Below are 21983 nucleotides of genomic sequence, written 5' to 3' on the forward strand. Positions count from 1 at the left end.
CGTTGACCCTGTTCGCCGCGCCCCTGTTCACGACCGACTGGTCGCTGACGGGGGCGCTCGTCTCGGTGGCGGCCTGCGCGGTGGCCGTGGTGGCGCTGGCCAAGCTGGCAGACACCGAGACGGCCGAGCCTGAGGGGCGGCGCCCCGGTGGCCGGCGGGCGGCCGTGGCGCTGCTGCTCTGGCCGACGTCGGTGTTCCTGGTGGCGGGCTACGACGAGTCGTTGTTCCTGGCCCTGGCGATCCCCGCCTGGCTGGCCGCGCGCCGGGGCCGCTGGCCACTGGCCGCCGCCCTGGCCGCGGGCGCGTCATGCGTACGGATCACCGGGCTGTTCCTCGCCCTCGCCCTGATCGTCGAGTTCTTCGGCTCCGGCACCCCGGTACGGCGGGCGGGATGGCTGGCGCTGCCGTTCGCGCCGTTGCTGCTGCGCTCCGGCTGGCAGCGGCTCAACGGCGGAGACTGGCTGACCTGGGGGCAGGCGCAGGAGGCGGGCTGGGGCCGGTGGTTCGTGTGGCCCTGGGAGTCGCTGGCCTCGATCTGGCGCTCCGCCCTCGCCGAGGAACGCTCCGCGTTGCTGTTCCAGATGGAACTCGCCGGGGCGGTCTTCGCGGTCGGGCTGGTGCTGCTGTTGCTGTTCCTGCGGCGCTGGAGCGAACTCGTCTACGTGGGGCTCCAGGCGGGAGTCCTGATCGGTTCGGCCTCCTACCTGGCGATTCCGCGCGCCGTACTGCTGTGGTGGCCCGTCTTCGTGCTCGTGGCCAGGGCCGGCGCCCGGGGACGCTGGTGGGTGCTCGTCGTCTACGCGCTGCTGACGACCCCCCTGATGCTGCTCAACGCGCTGACCTATCTGGAGAGTGTCAGGGCGGGGTGATCATCCCTACCCACTTCCGGCGAAAAGTAATCCAGAAAAGTTATCCACAGGCTGGGGATTACCATCCCTTGTCGTGGACGGAGCCCCCGTACGGCTTGCCGAAACGGCTACGCTCGAACACATGCCGCTAATCGGAGCTCATGTCGACCAGGACGATCCCCTGACCCACGCCAGGGCGCGCGGCGCGGAGGTGGCGCAGTTCTTCCTCGGAGACCCGCAGGGCTGGAAGGCCCCCGTCATCGGGGACAAGACACGGGACATCAAGGACTCCGACGTCGCCGCCTACGTCCACGCCCCCTACGTCATCAACGTGGCCACCTCGAACAACCGGATCCGCATCCCCAGCAGGAAGCTGCTCAGCTCCCATCTGGCGGCGGCGGCCGAGGTCGGCGCCAGGGGCCTCATCGTGCACGGCGGCCACGTCAACGCGGGCGACGACCCCCAGAAGGGCTTCGACAACTGGCGCAAGGTGTTCGAACGCCTTGAGGAGCACGAGGTCCCGGTGCTCATCGAGAACACCGCGGGCGGCGGCAACGCCATGGCGCGGAAACTGGAGAGCATCGCCCGGCTGTGGGAGGCCCTCGACGGCTTCGACGTCGGATTCTGCCTGGACACCTGCCACGCCTGGGCCGGAGGCATCGACCTGGAGCAGGCGGTCGAGCAGATCATGGCCATCACCGGCCGGATCGACCTGATCCACTGCAACGACTCCCGCGACGCCGCGGGTTCGGGCGCGGACCGGCACGCCAACCTCGGCGCGGGCCAGATCGACACCGACCTCATCCTCGCCGCCTGCCGGAAGGCCAACGCCCCCATCGTGGTCGAAACCCCCGGCGACGGCCAGGCGGAGGACATCGCCCTGCTGAGAAAAGAGCTGGCTCAGGGGTAGAAGCCGCCGTGGTAGATGCCGAAGGCGACGCCTACGAAGGAGGCCACGATGCCCACGATGTTGAGGGCGCGTTCCGGGGTCGTCGCCGAGACGTACTGGGAGTAGAGGCCGCCGACGAACCCCACCACGCCAAGCCAGCAGGCGACCGCGTGCGCGGTGGGGAAGAACCCGGCGACGAAGGCGATCAGACCGCAGGCGATGGTGACGACGCTCAGGACGTTCTGCACGGGATGCCGCTGACCGTCGTTGTCCAGTATTCGGGAGATCGGGTTTCCAGATAGACGAGGCGCGTCGGGCATGGTTCCACCTCCCCTTTCCTCTGCTAGAGGAGTGCCCGCGTCCTGACGGCCCAACCATTGACAGCCTGGTAGGCTGGCACGGCTACGTCGCATGGGTGTGTCATCGCCACCCTCCGCCATGGGCGCCGAAATGGGCGTCCGCGGTGAAGACGTCAGCGTCCTCCTGTCACGACACGGTGTCGTGACCGCAAAAGTCCAGAGGAGGTTGGAAGCCAGCATGCGTCGTTACGAAGTGATGGTCATCCTCGACCCTTCGCTCGATGAGCGCACCGTGGCCCCTTCCCTCGACCAGTTCCTCAGTGTCGTCCGCAACGACGGCGGCACCGTGGAGAAGGTCGACGTGTGGGGTCGTCGCAGGCTCTCCTACGACATCGCCAAGAAGCCCGAGGGCATCTACGCCGTCATCGACCTGACCGCCGAGCCCGCGACGGTCAAGGAGCTCGACCGGCAGATGAACCTCAACGAGGGCATCCTCCGCACCAAGGTCCTGCGTCCGGACGTGCACTAACCCCGACTTTTGTCGGGAGGCAGCCGTACTCTGAGCCGATAGACCGCGAAAGGCCGCAGGAAGGGCAACGCTAGCCATGGCAGCAGGCGACACCACGATCACCATCGTCGGCAACCTCGTCGACGACCCCGAGCTGCGTTTCACCCCTACGGGGCAAGCCGTGGCCCGGTTCCGCATCGCGTCCACTCCGAGGTTCCTGGACAAGCAGACCAACGAGTGGAAGGACGGCGAAGGCCTGTTCCTGACCTGCAACGTGTGGCGGCAGGCGGCGGAGAACGTCGCCGAGAGCCTGCAGCGCGGCATGCGGGTCATCGTTCAGGGACGGCTGCGCCAGCGGTCCTATGAGACCAAGGAAGGCGAGAAGCGCACGGTCTACGAGGTCGAGGTCGACGAGGTCGGCCCGTCCTTGAGGAACGCGACCGCCAAGGTCAACAAGACCGCCCGTCAGGGCGGTGGCGGTGGCTTCGGCGGCGGTCCCGCCAACGACCCGTGGGCCTCGGCCGCGCCCGCTCCCCAGGGGGGCGGCAACTACGGCGGCGGCGGCAACTACGGCGGCCAGCAGTCGGGTGGCGGCTTCGGCGGCGGTCAGCCGTCGGGCGGCAACTACGGCGGCGGCAACAACTTCGGTGGCGGCGACTTCAGCGACGAACCGCCCTTCTAGGTCCATCCACGGCCGTCCTCCGGGGCGGCCGGGGCCGCACTGAGAAAACCAGTCCATATCCGCAGCGACCATTCCCGCCGCACGGCGGGGCTCTGAAAGGAGCACCACGATGGCCAAGCCGGCACTGCGCAAGCCTAAGAAGAAGGTTTGCCTGTTCTGCCACGACAAGATCTCCTACGTCGACTACAAGGACACGGCGCTGCTTCGGAAGTTCATCTCCGACCGCGGCAAGATCCGTGCCCGCCGGGTGACGGGCAACTGCACCCAGCACCAGCGTGACGTGGCGACCGCTATCAAGAACGCTCGTGAGATGGCGCTCCTGCCGTACATGAGCACCGCGCGCTAAGGAGGTCCGGACAGATGAAGCTCATTCTCACCAGTGAGGTCACCGGCCTCGGCGCCCCCGGCGACATCGTCGAGGTCAAGAACGGCTACGGCCGTAACTACCTGCTCCCCCGTGGCTTCGCGATCCTGTGGACCCGCGGTGGCGAGAAGCAGATCGCCTCGATCAAGAAGGCGCGCGACGCCCGCGAGATCCGCGACCTGGGCACCGCCCAGGAGGTCGCCGGTCAGCTCAAGTCCCTCAAGGTGGTGCTGAAGACGAAGGCGGGCGAGTCCGGCCGTCTCTTCGGTTCGATCACCACGAGTGACGTCGCCGAGGCCGTCAAGGCCGCCGGCGGCCCGGTGCTCGACCGCCGTCGCATCGAGATCGCCTCCGCGATCAAGAGCCTCGGCTCCCACCGGGTCAGCGTCAAGCTGCACCCGGAGGTCTCCGCAGCTCTCGACGTCGAGGTCGTCGCGGCCTGAGGCCACGCCGACACCGTACGAGATCGTCGGTGACAGGGCTCCCTTCCCGCTGGAAGGGGGCCCTCGTCCGTTTGGGAGGCGCTATTCCCGACCGATGGGGCTGGTTAACTTACCGTTACCGACAATACGTACAATTCGGGAGTTGTCGTTTCCCCTGGAGGTCCTCCATGCTTCGCCCCTCGATGCTGCTCGCACTCGGCGCCCTCGCCGCCACCGCGGTCGCCTGTGCGCCCGCGTCGGATTCGACGACCGGCACGGGCGCCGACGTCGGCAAGGCCGACGCGTCCGCACCCGCCACCTCCTGCGCCAAGGACCAGCTCGCCCTGAAGACGCCGGGCAAGCTGACCGTCGGCACCGACAAGCCGGCCTACGAGCCGTGGTTCAAGGACGACGACCCGTCCAACGGCAAGGGCTTCGAGAGCGCCGTCGTCTACGCGATCGCCAAGGAGCTCGGCTTCCAGAGCGGTGAGGTCGCCTGGTCGACGGTGAAGTTCGACTCGGCCTTCGCCCCCGGCGCCAAGCAGTTCGACTTCGACCTCAACCAGGTCTCCGTCACCCCCGACCGGGCCAAGGTCGTCGACTTCAGCGACGGCTACTACACGGTCAAGCAGGCCGTCGTCGCGCTGGCCGGTTCGAAGACGGCCGCCGCCACGGACCTGGCGGCCCTGAAGACCGCCAAGATCGGTGTGCAGGTCGGGACGACCTCGCTGCAGGCGGTCAAGGACGTCATCCAGCCCTCCGCCGAGCCGAACGTCTACAACGAGCAGATCGACGTGGTGAACGCGCTGAAGAACAAGCAGGTCGACGCCGTGGTCGTGGACCTGCCGACCGCCTTCTACGTGACCGCGGCCCAGGTCGAGAACTCCAAGCTGGTCGGCCAGTTCGGCGCCGCCTCCGGCACGCCCGAGGTCTTCGGCGCGGTCTTCGAGAAGGGCAGCCCGCTGGTGCGCTGCGTCAACGAGGCGATCGGCAAGCTGTCCGGCTCCGGTGAACTGGCCAAGATCGAGCAGGAGTGGCTCGGCTCGGCGGCGGGCGCTCCGGAGCTGAAGTAGTGACCGTCCGACCCTCGCCGGACGCCTCGGGCTGGGTGAAGAGCGCCCGGCAGGTGGAGCGCGAACGCCTGCTCAGGCGGCGTTCGATCCGCTCGGGGTCGATCGCGACTGTCTCGACGCTCCTGGTGGTCGTCCTGCTGGTCTGGGGCGTCACCGCCTCGCCCGGCTGGGTGCGGGTCAGGGAGACGTTCTTCGACCCCGAGCAGTTCGTCAGGGCCTTCCCCGACGTGCTGAGCGGCTTCCTGCTCAACGTCAAGATCTTCCTGATCGCCGAGCCGCTGGTGCTGCTCGTCGGTCTGGCGGTCGCGCTGGTCCGCGGCCTCAGGTCGCCGGTGTTCTTCCCGTTGCGCGCTCTCGCGGTCGCCTACACCGACGTCTTCCGCGGTGTGCCGACCATCCTGGTCATCTACCTCGTCGGCTTCGGCCTGCCCGCCCTCGGTCTGCAGGGCATGCCGACGGACCTGGCGACGCTGGGCGTCATCGCGCTCACGCTGTCCTACGGCGCCTACGTCGCGGAGGTCTTCAGGGCGGGCATCGACTCCGTCCACCCCAGTCAGATCGCCGCGGCCAGGTCGCTCGGGCTGGGACACGGCGGCACCATGCGGCACGTCGTGCTGCCGCAGGCCGTACGGCGGGTGGTGCCGCCGCTGCTCAACGACTTCGTCTCGCTGCAGAAGGACACCGCGCTCGTCGCCACGATCGGTCCGCTCGAAGCGCTGCGCCAGGCCCAGATCCACGCCGCGAGCACGTTCAACTACACCCCCTACCTGGTCGGGGCGTTGCTGTTCATCCTGCTGACCATTCCGCTCGCCCGTCTCACCGACTATCTGGCGGCCAGGTCCCAGCGGCGGAGGGGCCAGTGAAGGACACGAATCTGCTGACCGTCGAGGGCCTGTGGAAGAGCTACCACGGCCACGCCGTACTGCGGGGCATCGACCTTGAGGTACGGCCTCACGAGGTGGTCTGCCTGGTCGGCGCCTCGGGGTCGGGCAAGTCCACGCTGCTGCGCTGCGTGAGCCTGCTGGACACCGTGGACGACGGCGCCATCCACCTCGACGGCAGGGACATCACCGACGTCCGCGCCGACCCGGACGCGGTGCGCAAGCGCATGGGCGTGGTCTTCCAGGCCTTCAACCTCTTCCCGCACATGACCGTGCTCGACAACATCACGCTCGCCCCCCGCAAGGTGCACGGCGTCGGCAGACGGCAGGCCGAGGAGCAGGCCCGTGAGCTGCTGGAGAGGTTCGGCCTGGCGGACAAGGCGGGGGCCTACCCCGACAGGCTCTCCGGGGGTCAGCAGCAGCGGGTGGCCATCGTCAGGGCGCTGGCCGTCAAGCCGCTGCTGATGCTGCTCGACGAGGTGACCTCCGCGCTCGATCCCGCGCTGGTCGCGGAGGTCCTTGAGGTCGTCAGGGAGCTCAAGGCGAGCGGGATGACCATGATCCTGACGACCCACGAGATGGGTTTCTGCCGGGAGATCGCCGACACCGTCTGCTTCCTCGACGGCGGTGTGCTGCTGGAGAAGGCGCCTCCCGAGGAGTTCTTCACCGACCCCAAGGAGCCGAGGACCAGGCAGTTCCTGCGCAGTGTGCTCGACGCCCGTCGCATCTGAGCCTCAGCGTCTGTGCCGTCCCCGCAGGCCGGAGCCGGCGGGGCCGCTCCCGTTCCCGGCGAGCACGCTGTTGTGCCTGCCGTACAGGAGGTAGACGAGCAGGCCGACGGCCATCCAGGCGGCGAAGTACAGCCAGGTGACGATCTGGAGGTTGACCAGCAGCCACAGGCAGGCGGCGATCGAGGCGACCGGCACGAAGGGGGAGAACGGCACGCGGAAGCCCCTGGGCAGGTCGGGCATGGTCCGCCGCATCCTGAGGACTCCCGCGGCCACGGCCACGAAGACGAACAGGGTGCCGATCACGACCAGCGGTTCGAGCGTGAGCACCGGCACGAACTCGGCCATGAGGATCGCCACGACGCCGATGAGCAGCGTCACCCGGGTCGGGCTGCGGTAACGCCGGTCGACCCTGGCCAGTGAGCGGGGGAAAAGGCCGTCCCTGGCCATGGAGAACATGACGCGGGTCAGGCCGACGAGCAGCACCAGGACGACCGTGGTGAGGCCCAGGACCGCGCCGAGGTTGATGACGTGCACCATGAAGCCCTCACCCGCCGCGCGGAAGGCGTTGGCGAGCGGCGCCTCGGTGTCGATCCTGTCGTAGGAGATCATGCCGACCATCACCAGCGCGACCGCGATGTAGACGACCGTGGTGACGATCAGGCTGCGGATGATGCCCTTGGGCACCGACAGGGGGGCGTCCTCGGCCTCCTCGGCGGCGGTGGCCACGACGTCGAAGCCGATGTAGGCGAAGGTGATGACCGCCGAGGCGGCGAAGATGCCGAACCAGCCGAACGCGCCCGGCTGGCCGAACAGCAGGCCGAGCAGCGGTGAGTGCAGGGCGTCGACGGACGGCCCGGCGGGGGCCGGGGGAACCGGGATGGCCGACAGGTTGCGCTGGTCGAAGTGGGTGACGCCGACCACGATGACGGCGCCGATGGCCAGCAGCTTGGCGGCGACGATGACGCGCAGGGCCCGCAGGCCGATCCTGGTGCCCAGTGTGATCACGACCGTCATCAGCACCAGGATGAACAGTGTGAACAGGTCGAACCCCTCGGAGCGGCCGACGAACGAGGCCAGGGGTTCGGGGAAACGCACTCCGAGGTCGGTGAGCAGCTGGGCGGCGTACAGCGACCAGACGCGGGAGACGCCCGCGCCGGCCAGCAGCAGTTCGAGCACCAGGGCCCAGCCGACCGCCCAGGCCCAGACCTCGCCGAAGATGACGTAGGTGAAGGTGTAGGCGCTGCCCGAGGTGGGCAGCGCCGAGGATAACTCGGCGAAGCAGAAGGCGACGAGCAGGCTGGTGATACCGGCGATCATGAACGAGAGGACGACGCCGGGGCCCGCCATGGTGGCCGCCTGGCGTCCGGCGAGGCTGAAGATGCCCGCACCGATCATGACGCCGACGCCCATGACCACGAGGTCCATGGGGCCGTACGCCCTGGGCAGGCCATGGCGCGCGCCGCCGGTCCATCGGTTTGTCGCTTCACTGGGGGGTAGGCGGCGGACGATCGACGAGGAGTGACCTTCGGGCACGACGTGTCCCAATCATGGAGGGTGGACAACCGTATTGCCGGACTGCTCACAGTGCCGCAGGGGGCGCCGTGGGACAAGAGTCTGCTGGTTACGTGGCGGACACCTCCCGATCACGCACCGATCACCAGCCACGCCCCGCCTCTGGCCCGCAGCCCCAGGGCGAGGAACCGGGCGCCCATCCACACTCCCAGCGCCAGCCACAGCATGACCAGACCGCCTCCCGACAGCACGACCGCCAGCGCGACCGGCAGGTAGGCCAGCGTCGTCCACAGGCCCGCCCAGGCGAGGTAGCGCTGGTCACCGGCGCCGATGAGCACCCCGTCCAGGACGAAGACCACTCCGGCGACCGGCTGCAGGAGCGCCACGACCAGCAGCGGGCCGAGCAGGTGCTCCGTGACCTGGGGGTCGGCGTCGAAGACACCCGGCACGAACGGCCTGGCAGCGAGGACCAGGAGCCCGAGCACCACGCCGGAGCCGAACCCCCACCCGACCATCCTGCGGGTCGCCTGCCGTGTCGCCTCGGCGTCCCCGGCGCCCAGGGCGTGGCCCGTGATGGCCTGCCCGGCGATGGCGATGGCGTCCAGGGCGAAGGCGAGCAGCGTCCAGATCCTGAGGGCGATCGTGTGGGCCTCGATCTGTCCCTCTCCCATGCGGGTGGCCAGCGTGGCCGCCACGGCCAGCACCACCTGCAGGCACGCCGTACGGATGATCAGGGCGACCCCGGCCGTTCCCGCCGACCTGATGCCCGCCAGGTCGGGGCGGATCGGAGCGCCGTACCGACCGAAGACGAGGGCCAGGTAGACGACGGCGCCCAGCGACTGGGCCAGCACCGTGCCCCAGGCGGAGCCCGCCACACCCCAGCCGAGACCGAGGACGAACAGGACGTTGAGCAGCGCGTTCAGCGCGAAGGAGCCGACCGAGACCAGTAACGGGGTCGTGGTGTCCTGCATGCCCCGCAGTACGCCGGTCCCGGCCAGCACCAGCAGCATGGCGGGCACGCCGAGCAGGCTGATCCGCAGGTAGGTCACCGCCTGCAGGGCCATCTCCCCCTCCGCGCCGACCAGGGAGACCAGTGAGGGCGCGAGCGGCCAGACAACGGCGATGATCGCCAGCCCGGCGGCCGCGGCCAGCCAGAGGCCGTCGCCGCCGTGCCGTACGGCCCGCGCGGTGTTGCCCGCGCCGACCTGACGGGCCACCGCGGCCGTCGTGCCGTAGGCGAGGAAGACGCACAAGGAGACCAGCGCGCCGAGCACCGTGCTCGCCACGCCGACGGCGCCGAGCGCGGGCGCGGGCAGGTGGCCGACGATGACGGTGTCGGTCAGCAGGAACAGGGGTTCGGCCACCAACGCTCCGAAGGCGGGGACCGCCAGACGCAGGATCTGCCTGTCATGGTCGCGGCCCGTCCGGGAGGTAAGCGGCATAGCTGCATTGTGTCTCTTACCGCCGAGGAGGCCGTCGGCGGGACCAACGGGACAGCCGGGGAGGCTCACGGCGTGTCGCCGCAACTTTCTTTTCTCCACAGGCAGTGGATTAAGTTTTCCCAGCTCAGCAAGGCTTTGTGGACAAACCCCACTGGTTATCCACAGGACTTTCCCCAGGCTGCCCACATGTCTGGCCGAGAACTGCACACCTTATCCACACCCCTGTCGACAGGCCGCGTTGCCACGTCGTCCGGGGGACGCGAGACTGTCAGACCGGTCGGCTAAACCTTAAGATGGCGAAACCATGTTCGAATGAGGGGGTGCGAGGTGAGCATCGCGGAGCCACCTGTCTTCGAGCCTGGATTCGAGCGCACCCCGCCGAACAACATCGAGGCCGAACAGTCCGTCCTCGGCGGCATGCTCCTGTCCAAGGACGCCATCGCCGACGTCGTCGAGATCCTCAAGTCCGACGACTTCTACCGCCCCGCCCACCAGCTCATCTACGACATCATCACCGACCTGTACGGCAGGGGCGACCCGGCCGACGCCGTCACCATCTTCGGTGAGCTGCAGAAACGCGGCGAGGTCGCCCGCGTCGGCGGCGCCGCCTACCTCCACACGCTGACCTCCGTCGTGCCGACCGCCGCCAACGCGGGCTACTACGCGCGCATCGTCCGCGAACAGGCCATCCTCAGACGCCTCATCGAGGCGGGCACCCGCATCGTCTCCTTCGGGTACGGCGGGCAGGACGAGGAGGTCGACGACCTCGTCGACCGCGCCCAGGCCGAGATCTACAAGGTCACCGAACGCCGCACCTCCGAGGACTACGTCCCCCTCGCCGAGATCATGCCGGGTGCCCTCGACGAGCTTGAGGCCATCGGCGGCAGAAGCGGCCAGATGGTCGGCGTCCCCACCGGCTTCCAGGACCTCGACGGCCTCACCAACGGCCTCCACCCCGGCCAGATGATCGTCGTGGCCGCCCGGCCCGCCATCGGCAAGGCGCTCGCCCTCGACACCCCCCTGCCGACGCCGGACGGCTGGACCACCATGGGCGAGGTCGGTCGGGGCGACCACCTCATCGGCGCGGACGGCAGGCCGACCCGGGTCGTCGCCGTGACCGACGTGCTGCACGGACGACCCTGCTACGAGGTCGAGTTCGACGACGGCACGGTGATCGTCGCCGACGCCCTGCACCAGTGGCGGACGGTCCACGCCGTGGTGACGACCGAGGAGATCGCCCGCACGCTCCGCGCCGAGGACGGCGGGCCCGCCCACGCGGTCGCGGTCGCGGCGCCGTTCGACCTTCCCGAGCGCGACCTGCCGGTGCCGCCGTACGAACTCGGGGGCGGGCGTATCCCCCCTGCCTACCTGCGGGCGTCCCTGGAACAGCGCCGCGAGCTGCTCAAGGTCCTGACGGGCGGCGATGAGCGGGTCCGGATCCCCGCGACGGAGGGACCGCTCGCCGAGGACGTCCTCGAACTGGCCCTGAGCCTCGGCCACCGGGCGACCATGAGCGGGTCCGTGATCGACCATGTGATCGACCTCGCCACCGAGCCGGTGCGGCACGTCGTGGACGTCAGGGCGGTGCCCTCGGTGCCGGTCAGGTGCGTCGAGGTGGACAACGCCGACCACACCTACCTCGCGGGAAGGGCCTGCGTGCCCACCCACAACAGCACGCTCGGGCTGGACTTCGCCAGGTCCGCCGCGATCAGGCACGGCATGACCACCGTCGTGTTCTCGCTGGAGATGTCGCGCAACGAGATCACGATGCGTCTGCTGTCCGCAGAGGCCAAGGTGTCGCTGCAGTCGATGCGCTCGGGCACGATGACCGACGACGACTGGGCCAAACTGGCCAGGCGGATGGGCGAGGTGGCCGAGGCGCCGCTGTTCATCGACGACTCGCCCAACATGTCGATGATGGAGATCCGGGCCAAGTGCCGCCGCCTCAAACAGCGCAACGACCTGCGCTTCGTCATCATCGACTACCTGCAGCTGATGTCCTCGCCGAAGAAGACGGAGAGCCGTCAGAACGAGGTCTCGGAGATCTCCCGATCGATCAAGCTCCTCGCCAAGGAGCTTGAGGTCCCGGTCATCGCGATCTCCCAGCTGAACCGTGGTCCGGAACAGAGAACCGACAAACGCCCCATGGTCAGCGACCTTCGCGAATCCGGATCTATCGAGCAAGATGCGGACATGGTCATCCTTCTGCACCGGGAGGACGCCTACGAGCGGGAGTCTCCCCGGGCGGGTGAGGCCGACCTGATCGTGGCCAAGCACCGTAACGGTCCGACCGCCACGGTCACCGTGGCCTTCCAGGGGCATTACAGCCGTTTCGTCGACATGGCGCACTGAGACGCCCGGTCCGTTGTGGCCGACGGTGGTTTCGCGGGGCCAGGCGTCCGTCGCGGACTGGAGGGGCAGGGCCGTTCCCGGGCCGGTACGTGCCCCTCGCCGGGGGCCGTCCCACGGCCCTGCCGTACCCGGTTTGCGGTGGTTTCGGAGGCGGCTCCCGCGTGGTTGACTGGCGCGATGAGTGATGATCCGGAGAGTCTCTTCTTCCCTTCCGCTGAGGCGTTCGAGGAATGGCTGGCCGCCAACCACGCCTCCTCGTCAGGGCTCTGGCTCAGGGTCGCCAGGAAGGTGCCGGGGGTCGAGTCGCTGGACTACCCCCAGGCACTCGACGTGGCGCTGTGCTACGGCTGGATCGACGGGCAGAAGAAGGGCTTCGACACCACGTACTGGTTGCAGCGGTTCACCCCGCGCAGGCCGCGGAGCAGGTGGTCGAAGGTCAACCGCGACAAGGTCGCCGCACTGCTCGAACAGGGCAGGATGCAGCCCGCGGGCCTGCTGGAGGTCGAGCGCGCGAAGGAGGACGGCCGCTGGGAGGCGGCCTACGAAGGGTCGCGGACCGCGACCGTCCCCGAGGACCTGGAGCTCGCCCTGGCCGGCAACCCCGCCGCGCGGGAGTTCTTCGCGACGCTGGACAGCCGTAACCGCTACGCGGTCCTTTACCGTGTCCAGGAGGCCAAGAAGCCGGAGACCAGGGCACGCCGCATCGAGCGGTACGTCACGATGCTCGCCGAGCACAAGAAGATCTACCCCTGAGCCCTACAGGATCGGCCGGACGTGGGTGGTGAGGCGGTCGCCGTCCAGGACGTGCAGGGCGATCTGCGGAGGCAGGGAGAGGTCGAACGAGCGGCGTTCCGCGGTCTCCGTGGGCAGGAGCAGGGTGTTGATCACACCGGGGGCGACCAGCAGGGGACGACCGGCGAACCAGGTGCTCGCGGGGGTGTGGGCGTGCCCGGCCAGGACGGCGACCACCTGGGGGTGACGGCTCAGGACGGCTTCGAGCCGCTCGGGTTCGCGCAGCCGGATGTCGTCCACGTACGGGATGCCCAGCGGGACGGCCGGGTGGTGCATGCCCACGAGGGCCGGGACGTCGGGCGACTCGGCGAGCACCCCGTCGAGCCAGGCGAGGGTCTCCTCCGTCAGCAGGCCGTCGTGCCGTCCGGGAACGCTGGAGTCGCACAGGGCGACGACGAGGCCGTCGAGCCGCAGGACCTGGTTGACGGGGTCGTCGCCGTCCTGGTCGAGGAGGACCTTGCGGAAGGCGGCCCGGGAGTCGTGGTTGCCGGGGCAGATCACGGTCGGGTGGCGTGAGGTGAGCGCCCGCCTGGCGATCTCGTACTCCTCCACCGTGCCGTGGTCGGCGATGTCCCCGGTCACGATGACGGCGTCGAGCGGACCGGGCAGACCGTCCAGGTGACGCATGACGGCTCGGGTCCGTTCGACGCTGCGGGGGGAGTCATCGATGTGGATGTCGCTCACGTGGGCCAGTGTCAGCATCGTCCAAGATTGACATGCGTCAGGGGAGCAGGACGAGACGCCCCCTGAGGCCGCCCCGGCTGAGCCGTTCGTGGGCCTTCGCGGCGTCGTCGAGGGGGAGGGTGTCGGCGACCCTGAGGCTCAGCCGTCCCTCACCCGCCAGTCCGGCGAGCTCGGCGAGCCGTGCGCCGTCGGCGCGGACCCAGACGTTGGACACCCTGGTGCCGCGCAGCGGGCGGGGGACCGCGCCGTCGAGGACGGCCACGAAGGAGCCGCCGCCGCGCACGGCGGTGAGCGCAGCCGTACCGACCACGGCGGCGTCGACGGCGCCGTCGACCCCTCCGGGCACGAGTTTCCTCACGGCCGCGCCGAGTTCGGCACCGCGCGGCACGAAGAACTCGGCGCCGAGACGGCGGACGAGGTCCTCGTCCTCCTGGCCCGCCACGGCGACGACCCGCAGCCCGCGCAGTACGGCCAGCTCCACGGCGTGGCCACCGACCGCCCCCGCGGCGCCGGTGACCAGAACACTCTGGCCTTCGGACAGTTCCAGCAGGTCGAGGGCCTGGTCGGCGGTGAGGGAGTTGAGCGGGAGCGTGGCCGCCTGTACGGCCGTGACGCCGTCGGGGATGAGGGCCAGGGCGTCGGCGTCCAGCACGACCTGTTCCGCGTAGGCGCCCAGGGGAAGGTCGAGCCGGTCGACCAGACCCACGACCCGGTCGCCGGGGGCGAACCCGGTGACGCCCGCGCCGACCTCCTCGACCACCCCGGCCAGGTCCCAGCCGATCCCGTGCACGTCGCGCCGGTCGGCGAGCCCGATTTCGACGAGGACTCCCGCCCTGGTCGCCACGTCGACGGGGTTGACGCCCGCCGCCTCGACCCGGACCCGGACCTGTCCCACGCCCGTCTCGGGGACGGGAACCTCCTCGATCTCAAGCACTTCCGGTCCGCCGAACGAACGAACGACCACAGCGCGCATCATCGCCTCCTCAGGGTTTCGATGAGGCGAACCTATGGAGTGTTACTCTCCATAAGGAAGTACGTACCCGGAAGTGCGTACCGCACCGGAAGGGGCGCCATGACCACCCGTACGGCGGCGCAGCGGCGGCAGGAGGCGAAGGTGGCCTACGACGCCTTCCTGGCCACCTGCCCGGCCAGGCAACTGCTCGACGCGATCAGCGACAAGTGGGTCAGCCTGGTCCTGAACGCGCTGTCCGGCGGACCGAGGCGCTACAGCGACCTGGACAGGATCATCGCCGGCGTCAGCCAGAAGATGCTCACCCAGACCCTTCGGAGCCTGGAGCGCGACGGCCTGGTCGAAAGGACGGTCACCCCCTCGGTCCCGGTGCGGGTCGACTACGCCCTCACCGATCTCGGCCGTGACCTCCAGGTCCTCATGCTGGCCATCAAGTCGTGGGCGGAGGGCAACATCGAGCAGGTCCGCGACGCCAGGGAGGCCTACGATGCGCGATCAGGCGGTTGAACCGCCGTCGGCGACGATGTCGGCTCCGACCACGTACCCCGCGTCGGCCGAGGCCAGCCACAGGACCGTGCCGGTCGCCTCGTCGAGGGAGCCGACGCGACCCGCGGGAACCTGGCCCTTCACACGCTCGGCCCGGTCGGCCTCGGTCTCGCCGGGCCGCATGGACATCGACGTGTCGTGACTGCCGGGGCTGAAGGCGTTGATCCGCACGCCCTGGCCGATGTACTCCAGCGCGGCGGTGCGGGTCAGCGCGGTCACCGCGGCCTTGGAGGCGGCGTAGGCGCCGAACCCGGGCAGGCGCTTGTGCGCGCCGATCTGCGAGCTGAAGTTGACGATCACTCCGCCGCCCCCGGCGACCATGGCCGGGATCTCGTGCTTCATCGACAGGAAGACGCCGGTCAGATTGACGTCGAGCACCCGGGCGAAGTCCTCCTCCGGCTGGTCGGCGACCTTGCCCGTGGCCAGCACCCCGGCGTTGTTGACCGCGACGTCCAGCCTGCCGTACCGGCCGACGATCTCGCCGACCAGCGCGGCGACGGAGGCCGAGTCGGTGACGTCCGCGGTCAGCGCGGCGATCCGGCCGCCGTCGGTGTCGGCGTCGGCCAGCTTCACGGTCTGCTCAAGGGCCTCGCGTCCACGGCCGGAGACCACCACCTGGGCGCCCTCCCTGGCGAAGCCGAGGGCGACGGCCCTGCCGATGCCCGACCCGCCCCCGGTGACCAGGACGACCTTGTCGTGGAACCTCATGTCCCCTCCATATTGGAACTATCAGTCAAGAATTTTGAGTGCCTGAGCGGCCGCGTCGCGCAGCCGTTCCGGAGCGGACCGGCCCTTGGCCGTCAACCGCAGCCCCTGAAGGAAGACCAGCAGGAACCGGGCGAGCGCCACGGGATCGCGGTCGGCGGGCAGTTCCCCCTGCGCCCGCGCCCTGATGAGCGCCGAGGTCAGCGCCGTCTCCAGGCAGGTCCAGTTGGCGTCGACGATCCCGGCGACCCGCTCGTCGCCGGGAAGGAGCTCGCCCGCCGCGTTCACGATCATGCAGCCGCGCCGGTCGCCGATCGAGTCCTCGGTGTAGAGCTCGACCAGCCCCCGTACGGCGGGCAGCGCGGCCCCGGGCTGGGACAGCAGCTCGACCGGCGAGGGGTTCCTGGAGTTCGCGTAGCGCCGCAGCGCCTTCAGGTAGAGGTCGTGCTTGCCGCCGAAGGTGGCGTACAGGCTGGCCCTGCCGATGCCCAGCCGGTCGACCAGGTCACTCATGGAGGTCGCCTCGTAGCCACGCTCCCAGAACAGCTGGAGAGCCGCCTCAAGGGCTACCTCCGGGTCGAACTCCTTCGTCCTCGCCATGGGGAGAAGGCTACGCCTATCTGGAACGAACGGTCAAATAAAAGTACGGCCCACGCCCCCGCGCGCGGGCCGTACCCGTCCCTACTCCCAGCGGAACAGTCGGATCGCCAGCACCACCGTGACCAGTACGGTCCCCGCCATCACCACCAGGTGCAGCGGCTGCGGCGCGTGCCCCGCCCACGTGTCACGCAGTGCCTGGGCGAACGGCGCCAGCGGCAGGAAGTCACCGATCCGGCGCACCAGGTCGGGCAGCATCTCGCGGGGAATCCACATGCCCCCGACGAACAACAGCGGGAACATCAGCAGCGAGCCGATCCCCGACGCCGACTTCACGCTCGGCGCGACCGCCGCGATCAGCAGGCCGAGACCGAGCAGTGAGGCGGTGCCCAGCAGGAACACCCCGACGAAGGCCAGCGGGCTCCCCGGCAGGGGAACTCCGATGGTCACGTGGCCCAGCACGATCAGCAACACGGTCGACAGCACCGCGACACCGATGTTGTTGACCACCTGGGCGATCAGCAGCCGAACCGGTGGCACCGGCGTGGTGGACAACCGGCGCAGAATGCCGCTCTCCCGATAGGCCACCAGTACGGCGGGCAGTGCGGACAACGCCATCGTCACCACGGACAGGATCACCATCATGCCCGGCAACTGGGTGTCGATCACCCGCTGCCCGCCCATCTCGGCACTCGCCTCCTGGAAGGAGGGAATGCTGCCCAGCCCCAGCAGCAGTCCAAGCGGCAGCAGGATCGCGAAGATCGGCCCCGCCGGGTCACGGAGGAAGAGCTTCGCCTCCATAATGATCATCTTGTTCACGTGGAGATCTTCTTTCCGGTGAGGGCGAGGAACGCGTCGTCGAGAGTGGCCTGCTCGGCCCGCAGGTCCTTGGGGACGACCCCGGCCATGGCCAGGGCGGTCGTGACCGCCAGCAGCAGCTCACCGCTTCCCGTGACCTCGACCCTGGCGCCGTCCCGCCGTACTCCGCTGACCTGGGGCAGGTCGGTGAGCGGCGCCGTGTCGAAGAGGGCGGGGGCGCGGAAGGTGACCCGTTGGGAGTCCCTGACCCGTGCGATCAGCCCGTCGGGGCTGTCCACGGCGACCAGCCTGCCCGCGTCGATCAGCGCGAGCCGGTCACAGAGCCGTTCCGCCTCCTCCATGAAGTGGGTGACCAGCAGGATCGTCACCCCGTCCGCCCTGATCTGCTCGATGAGCTCCCAGGTGTCCCGGCGGGCCTGCGGGTCGAGGCCGGTGGTCAGCTCGTCGAGGATCGCCACCCTGGGGTTGCCGACCAGCGCCAGCGCGATGGAGAGCCGCTGCTTCTGACCGCCGGAGAGCGTGGCGTACCGCGCGTTCCGCTTCTCGGCGAGCCCGACCCGCTCGATCAGCGCGCGCCAGTCGGCGGGCTCCCGGTAGAAGGAGGCGTACAGCTCCATCGCCTCCCACACCTTGATCTTCGCGGGCATGGCGGAGCTCTGCAGCTGGACGCCGAGCCGCTCCTTGATCTCGGCACGATGAAGGCCACCCAGCACCTTCACGGTTCCGGCGTCCGGGACGCGCAGCCCCGCGACGCACTCGACGGTGGTCGACTTGCCGGCGCCGTTCGGTCCGAGGACGCCGAAGATCTCCCCCTCCTCGACGGAGAAGGACACGCCGTCGACCACGAACCGGTCGCGGTACTTCTTTCTGAGGCCGTTGACCTCGATAACCTTCATGCCGACGACGCTAGGAAACCTGGCCCGGAACGCAGAAGCCGTTTGGATACACGGCGAAGGTGGGGTTTCCTACACCCCGAAGGGGAGTTGTTGTCATTGGATGTCCGGTTCGGATCGCCGACACTCATATCCATGAGGCGACACACGGTGGCGGTCGGCAGAGCCCTGGCGATGGGGACGATGGCCCTGGCGGACCTTGTACTGCTCGTGATGAGCATGTTCGCCGGGCTGCTCACCATCGTCGGAATGATCTTCTTCTTCCCGCCCGTGATCAGGATGATCCGATGGCGTACGGCCATGGCCAGAAGACTGACGGGCAGGTGGCTCGGCACCGAGGTGCTCCCGTCGTACCTGCCGCCCCCTCCGCCGGTCAGGCCCCAGCCCGACGGCTGGTACCGCTACCAGCGCCAGCTCTACAAGACGCCGTGGTGGCCCAACTGGAACAACAGGACAAAGTGGATATTCACCGACCCCGCGACCTGGCGTGACACGGCCTGGGTGCTGCTCAACCCGATCGTCGGCGGCAGCCTGGCGGTGGTCCCCCTGTTCATGGCCGGTTACGGCCTGACCCTGCCCTGGCGCTGGGCGCCGCAGGCCGCCCCCCTCGGGCTTGTCATCGCGGCCCTCGGCGTCGCGGCGACCCCGTGGCTGCTGCGCTTCTACGGCTGGTGGAACAGGCTGCTGCTCGCGCCCACCGCCAGATCCGTGCTGGCCGGCAAGATCAGGCGGCTCAACCAGGTCAGGCTGGACACGGTCGACTCCCAGGCCGCCGAGCTACGGCGGATCGAACGCGACCTGCACGACGGCGCCCAGGCCAGGCTCGTCGCCATCGGCATGACCCTCGGCGCGGCCGAGGAACTGGTCGACAAGGACCCCCAGGCTGCCAAGGCGCTGCTGGCCAAGTCGCGCGAGGCCTCATCGACCGCCCTCACCGAACTGCGTGACCTGGTCAGGGGCATCCACCCGCCGGTCCTGGCCGAACGGGGACTCGGCGACGCCATCAGGGCGCTGGCACTGGACAGCCCGCTGAAGATCAAGGTCACCGTCGACCTCAAGTCACGTCCCGAGGCACCCGTCGAGTCCGCGGTCTACTTCTCGGTCAGCGAACTGCTCACCAACGCCGCCAGGCACGGCGGTGCGGAACGCGTCTGGATCGACATCAGCGGCCAGGGCAGGACACTGCGCGTCACCGTCACCGACGACGGCTCCGGCGGCGCCGACCCCGCACGCGGCAGCGGTCTGGACGGCATCGAACGACGCCTGGCGGCCTTCGACGGGATACTCGCCCTCAGCAGCCCGCCCGGCGGCCCCACCACCGCCACGATCGACGTGCCCTACGCGCTGGTCACACCGCAGGGGGACACCCCCTCCATGCCCCGGTGGAAGTACGCGGCCGTCGCGATCGGCTGGTGCGTCGGCTGGCTCCCCACGTTCCCCCAGGGCCTGGTCCCCGCGATCCTCAAGATCACCGGTGTTGAGGAACGAAGCTGGTTCCTCGCGCTCTACCTGCCCGAGCCGCTGCAGTGGCCGATGATCGTCTTCAACATCCTCCTCGGAATGGCCCTGTACGGCATGGCGATCGGCATCCCCACCGCTCACGCCCACAAGAACGAACTCAGGAACGGATGCATCTAAAGTGGGACCGGTGCATCCCAGAGTCGTCATCGCCGAAGACCTCTACCTGCTGAGAGACGGACTGGTCCACCTGCTCCAGGCCCACGACTTCGAGGTCGTCGCGGCCGTCGAGTCGGGTCCCGAACTGCTCACCGCCCTGACCACCCTGCGCCCCGACGTCGCCGTGGTCGACGTACGGCTCCCGCCCACGTTCACCGACGAAGGCCTGCAGGCGGCGCTGACCGCCCGCAGGGCCGTACCCGGCCTGCCGGTGCTCGTCCTGTCCCAGCACGTCGAACAGCTCTACGCCCGCGAACTCCTGGCCGACGGCTCCGGCGCCGTCGGCTACCTCCTGAAGGACCGGGTGTTCAACGCCGAACAGTTCATCGACGCCGTACGGCGGGTCGCCGCGGGCGGCACCGCCATGGACCCCGAGGTGATCGCGAAACTCCTGGCCAGTACGGCCAGGCACGAACCGCTCGGCGAACTGACCCCCCGCGAACGGGAGGTGCTCGAACTGATGGCCGAAGGCCGCTCGAACGCGGCCATCGCCCAACGGCTCTACCTCAGCGAGAGCGCGGTCGGCAAACACACCGCGGGCATCTTCACCAAACTCGGCCTGTCCCCGTCGGACGACGACAACCGGCGGGTACTGGCGGTGCTGGCTTATCTCAACGCCGCTAGGTGACATGGCGCCGCCTTCGGCGTCGCGGGTCCGGGCGCTTCGAGCCAACGCTTTCCCTCGTCGCTCATCCGCTGCGCTCCTTCGCTCCTCAGTCCAAGCGTCGGCGCGCCCGAACCGACACTCCTCACGCACGGCACCGGTAAAGCCCACGCTTTGCCTCTTTGCGCCGCCTTCGGCGTCGCGGGGCTTGGGCGCTTCAGGCCGGTGCTTTCCCTCGTCGTTCGTCCGCTGCGCTCCCTCTCTCCTCAGTCCAAGCACCGACGCGCCCAAGCCGGACACTCCTCACGCACGGCACCGGTAAAGCCCACGTTCCACCTCTTTGCGCCGCGCGGGTTCGGGTGCTTTGAACCGGCACTCTTCACCTTCTTGGGCGGCCCAGGCGGAGGGGGAGTTCGCTCAGGCCGTTGATGACCAGGGAGGGGAGGCGGTTCGGGGTGGGGGTTTCCTGGGCCAGGGTGAGGTCGGGGAAGCGGTCGAACAGGGCGGGCAGGGCGATGACGGCCTCAAGGCGGGCCAGGGGGGCGCCGATGCAGTGGTGTACGCCGACGCCGAAGGCCAGGTGTTCGGCCGGGGGTCTGGCCACGTCGAAGCGGTCGGCGTCCTCGCCGTGCTGGTGCGGGTCGTGGCCCGCGGCGAAGTAGGTCGCGAGGATGGCGTCACCCGCGGGAATGCGCACCCCGTCCACGTCGATGGGCTCCGTGGCGTACCGCAACGGGAAGTTGGCGACCGGCGGCGCCCAGCGCAGGGCCTCCTCGATCACCGCCTCCCAGGTGACCTCCCCCTCCCGGATCCGGCGTAGCTGCTCGGGGTGGGTGAGCAGGGCGTGGACCGTGCTGTCGATCAGGTCGACGGTGGTCTCGTGCCCGGCACCGAGGAGGGCCAGCAGGGTGTCGCGCAGCTCGTCGTCGCTCAGCCGGTCGTCCTCGTAACGGGCGTTGATCAGCTCCGTGGTCAGGTCGTCCCCGGGGTGCTCGCGCTTGTGGGCGATCAGGGCGGGGAAGAACGTCCTGATCCTGGCCGAGGTCTCGGCCGCCTCCTCAGCGGTCGCGGCACTGTCGATGAAGGCCGTGGAGATCCAGGCGACCTCGGGACGCATGTCGTCGGGGACGCCGAACAACTCGCAGATCACCCGCAGCGGCATCGGGTGGGCGTAGGCGACGCGCAGGTCGACGACCTGGTCGGCGGGCAGTCTGGTGAGGTCGTCGATCAGCTCGGCGGTGATCCGCTCGATGATCGGCCGCATGGCGAGGGTCCGGCGGCCGGTGAAGCTGGGGGCGACGAGGTTGCGCAGTCGCCGGTGCTCCATGCCGGAGGCGTTGACCAGGTTCCGCATGCCGATCCACAGGTTGAGCCAGCCCCACTCGGGCCGTTCGTCGACCTGCGGCCACAGGCTCCAGTACCGCTGCGGGTCCTTGCTGACCCGGGGGTCGAGAATGACCTGTTTGAGCAGGTCGTGGCGGGTGATGGCCCAGACGGGCACGCCACCGGGAAGTTCGACCTTGACCACGGTGCCCAGGGCACGCAGCCGGGACACCTCACCGGGAACGTCGCTTCCGTAGGGGTCCAGGACGATGGGTGAAGAGGAAATGGCCATGCGGACGCTCCCTGGAGGTCGAGCGGATTGACGCGGGCCGGGACGAGCACACGGCGGCGGACGGGGTCGTCGCGTTCC

Annotated in this window: 24 protein-coding genes; 14 read left to right on the forward strand and 10 right to left on the reverse strand. The window is 69.3% G+C overall.

Going from position 1 to position 21983, the window contains the following annotated elements; genetic code table 11:
* Positions 1 to 2: 2 nt before the first annotated feature.
* Positions 3 to 869 carry a hypothetical protein gene (locus ABT340_RS27145; protein WP_352013652.1) on the forward strand — a complete coding sequence of 289 codons (867 nt, stop codon included), beginning with the start codon at positions 3 to 5 and terminating at the stop codon, positions 867 to 869.
* A gap of 121 nt (positions 870 to 990) precedes the next feature.
* A complete protein-coding gene (locus tag ABT340_RS27150; protein ID WP_352013653.1) occupies positions 991 to 1758 on the forward strand; it encodes a deoxyribonuclease IV in 768 nt (255 codons plus the stop codon).
* Here the strand turns inward: ABT340_RS27150 and ABT340_RS27155 are convergent.
* Positions 1749 to 2057, reverse strand: coding sequence for a hypothetical protein (locus tag ABT340_RS27155; protein ID WP_352013654.1), 309 nt, complete (start codon positions 2055 to 2057; stop codon positions 1749 to 1751). The two genes, ABT340_RS27150 and ABT340_RS27155, sit on opposite strands and share 10 nt — an antisense overlap.
* Before the next feature lie 217 nt (positions 2058 to 2274).
* On the opposite strand from ABT340_RS27155, the gene rpsF reads away from it, so the two are divergent.
* From rpsF to ABT340_RS27190, 7 genes are all read left to right on the forward strand, one after another.
* Positions 2275 to 2565 (forward strand): 30S ribosomal protein S6, encoded by a 291-nt coding sequence (gene rpsF, locus ABT340_RS27160; protein ID WP_068928239.1) that lies wholly within the window; start codon positions 2275 to 2277, stop codon positions 2563 to 2565.
* Positions 2566 to 2641: 76 nt separating this feature from the next.
* Positions 2642 to 3226: a single-stranded DNA-binding protein gene (locus tag ABT340_RS27165; protein ID WP_352013655.1), complete on the forward strand. Its 585-nt coding sequence runs from the start codon at positions 2642 to 2644 to the stop codon at positions 3224 to 3226.
* A gap of 109 nt (positions 3227 to 3335) precedes the next feature.
* Positions 3336 to 3572, forward strand: coding sequence for a 30S ribosomal protein S18 (rpsR, locus tag ABT340_RS27170; protein ID WP_012895699.1), 237 nt, complete (start codon positions 3336 to 3338; stop codon positions 3570 to 3572).
* Positions 3573 to 3586: 14 nt separating this feature from the next.
* On the forward strand, positions 3587 to 4033 hold the full coding sequence (gene rplI / locus ABT340_RS27175; RefSeq protein ID WP_352013656.1) for a 50S ribosomal protein L9: 447 nt from the start codon (positions 3587 to 3589) through the stop codon (positions 4031 to 4033).
* A 167-nt stretch (positions 4034 to 4200) separates the two neighbouring features.
* Positions 4201 to 5085 (forward strand): ABC transporter substrate-binding protein, encoded by an 885-nt coding sequence (locus ABT340_RS27180; protein ID WP_352013657.1) that lies wholly within the window; start codon positions 4201 to 4203, stop codon positions 5083 to 5085.
* Positions 5085 to 5948, forward strand: a complete 864-nt coding sequence (locus tag ABT340_RS27185; protein WP_352013658.1) for an amino acid ABC transporter permease — start codon at positions 5085 to 5087, stop codon at positions 5946 to 5948. Before ABT340_RS27180 ends, ABT340_RS27185 begins: the two co-directional genes overlap by 1 nt.
* Complete coding sequence (locus ABT340_RS27190; protein ID WP_352013659.1) at positions 5945 to 6697, forward strand: amino acid ABC transporter ATP-binding protein; 753 nt, start codon at positions 5945 to 5947, stop codon at positions 6695 to 6697. Before ABT340_RS27185 ends, ABT340_RS27190 begins: the two co-directional genes overlap by 4 nt.
* Before the next feature lie 3 nt (positions 6698 to 6700).
* Here the strand turns inward: ABT340_RS27190 and ABT340_RS27195 are convergent, their stop codons facing one another.
* On the reverse strand, positions 6701 to 8122 hold the full coding sequence (locus ABT340_RS27195) for an APC family permease (RefSeq protein WP_352013660.1): 1422 nt from the start codon (positions 8120 to 8122) through the stop codon (positions 6701 to 6703).
* Between the two features lie 218 nt (positions 8123 to 8340).
* Positions 8341 to 9651, reverse strand: coding sequence for an MATE family efflux transporter (locus tag ABT340_RS27200; protein WP_352013661.1), 1311 nt, complete (start codon positions 9649 to 9651; stop codon positions 8341 to 8343).
* Between the two features lie 327 nt (positions 9652 to 9978).
* Between ABT340_RS27200 and dnaB the strand changes: the two genes are divergently transcribed.
* Positions 9979 to 12003 (forward strand): replicative DNA helicase, encoded by a 2025-nt coding sequence (gene dnaB, locus ABT340_RS27205; protein WP_352013662.1) that lies wholly within the window; start codon positions 9979 to 9981, stop codon positions 12001 to 12003.
* Positions 12004 to 12180: 177 nt separating this feature from the next.
* Positions 12181 to 12756, forward strand: a complete 576-nt coding sequence (locus ABT340_RS27210; RefSeq protein ID WP_352013663.1) for a YdeI/OmpD-associated family protein — start codon at positions 12181 to 12183, stop codon at positions 12754 to 12756.
* A gap of 3 nt (positions 12757 to 12759) precedes the next feature.
* Here ABT340_RS27210 and ABT340_RS27215 read toward each other — a convergent pair whose 3' ends face one another.
* Positions 12760 to 13497 carry a phosphodiesterase gene (locus tag ABT340_RS27215; RefSeq protein WP_352013664.1) on the reverse strand — a complete coding sequence of 246 codons (738 nt, stop codon included), beginning with the start codon at positions 13495 to 13497 and terminating at the stop codon, positions 12760 to 12762.
* 19 nt (positions 13498 to 13516) lie between these two features.
* On the reverse strand, positions 13517 to 14452 hold the full coding sequence (locus ABT340_RS27220) for an NADP-dependent oxidoreductase (protein WP_352013665.1): 936 nt from the start codon (positions 14450 to 14452) through the stop codon (positions 13517 to 13519).
* A 99-nt stretch (positions 14453 to 14551) separates the two neighbouring features.
* Here ABT340_RS27220 and ABT340_RS27225 point away from each other — a divergent pair, with 99 nt between their 5' ends.
* A complete protein-coding gene (locus ABT340_RS27225) occupies positions 14552 to 14956 on the forward strand; it encodes a winged helix-turn-helix transcriptional regulator (RefSeq protein WP_352013666.1) in 405 nt (134 codons plus the stop codon).
* On the opposite strand, the gene ABT340_RS27230 is transcribed toward ABT340_RS27225, so the two are convergent.
* The 4 genes from ABT340_RS27230 to ABT340_RS27245 all read right to left on the reverse strand — a co-directional run bounded on the left by ABT340_RS27230 (position 14945) and on the right by ABT340_RS27245 (position 18012).
* The gene (locus tag ABT340_RS27230; protein WP_352013667.1) at positions 14945 to 15703 is read right to left on the reverse strand and encodes an SDR family NAD(P)-dependent oxidoreductase; all 759 of its coding nucleotides are present in this window, start codon (positions 15701 to 15703) and stop codon (positions 14945 to 14947) included. The genes ABT340_RS27225 and ABT340_RS27230 overlap by 12 nt on opposite strands.
* 21 nt (positions 15704 to 15724) lie before the next feature.
* Entirely contained in the window at positions 15725 to 16300 is a 576-nt protein-coding gene (locus ABT340_RS27235) for a TetR/AcrR family transcriptional regulator (RefSeq protein ID WP_352013668.1), read from the reverse strand.
* 81 nt (positions 16301 to 16381) lie between these two features.
* A complete protein-coding gene (locus tag ABT340_RS27240; RefSeq protein WP_352013727.1) occupies positions 16382 to 17107 on the reverse strand; it encodes an ABC transporter permease in 726 nt (241 codons plus the stop codon).
* A gap of 5 nt (positions 17108 to 17112) precedes the next feature.
* Positions 17113 to 18012 (reverse strand): ABC transporter ATP-binding protein, encoded by a 900-nt coding sequence (locus tag ABT340_RS27245; protein ID WP_352013669.1) that lies wholly within the window; start codon positions 18010 to 18012, stop codon positions 17113 to 17115.
* Between the two features lie 132 nt (positions 18013 to 18144).
* Between ABT340_RS27245 and ABT340_RS27250 the strand changes: the two genes are divergently transcribed.
* Together ABT340_RS27250 and ABT340_RS27255 are read left to right on the forward strand one after the other, a co-directional pair.
* Positions 18145 to 19647 (forward strand): sensor histidine kinase, encoded by a 1503-nt coding sequence (locus tag ABT340_RS27250; RefSeq protein WP_352013670.1) that lies wholly within the window; start codon positions 18145 to 18147, stop codon positions 19645 to 19647.
* Positions 19648 to 19657: 10 nt separating this feature from the next.
* The gene (locus ABT340_RS27255) at positions 19658 to 20314 is read left to right on the forward strand and encodes a response regulator transcription factor (protein WP_352013671.1); all 657 of its coding nucleotides are present in this window, start codon (positions 19658 to 19660) and stop codon (positions 20312 to 20314) included.
* Between the two features lie 355 nt (positions 20315 to 20669).
* On the opposite strand, the gene ABT340_RS27260 is transcribed toward ABT340_RS27255, so the two are convergent.
* Positions 20670 to 21905, reverse strand: a complete 1236-nt coding sequence (locus ABT340_RS27260; protein ID WP_352013672.1) for a cytochrome P450 family protein — start codon at positions 21903 to 21905, stop codon at positions 20670 to 20672.
* Between the last annotated feature and the right edge of the window lie 78 nt (positions 21906 to 21983).

The organism is Streptosporangium sp. NPDC000239 (genome assembly GCF_040300765.1).
Taxonomy (GTDB): Bacteria; Actinomycetota; Actinomycetes; order Streptosporangiales; family Streptosporangiaceae; genus Streptosporangium.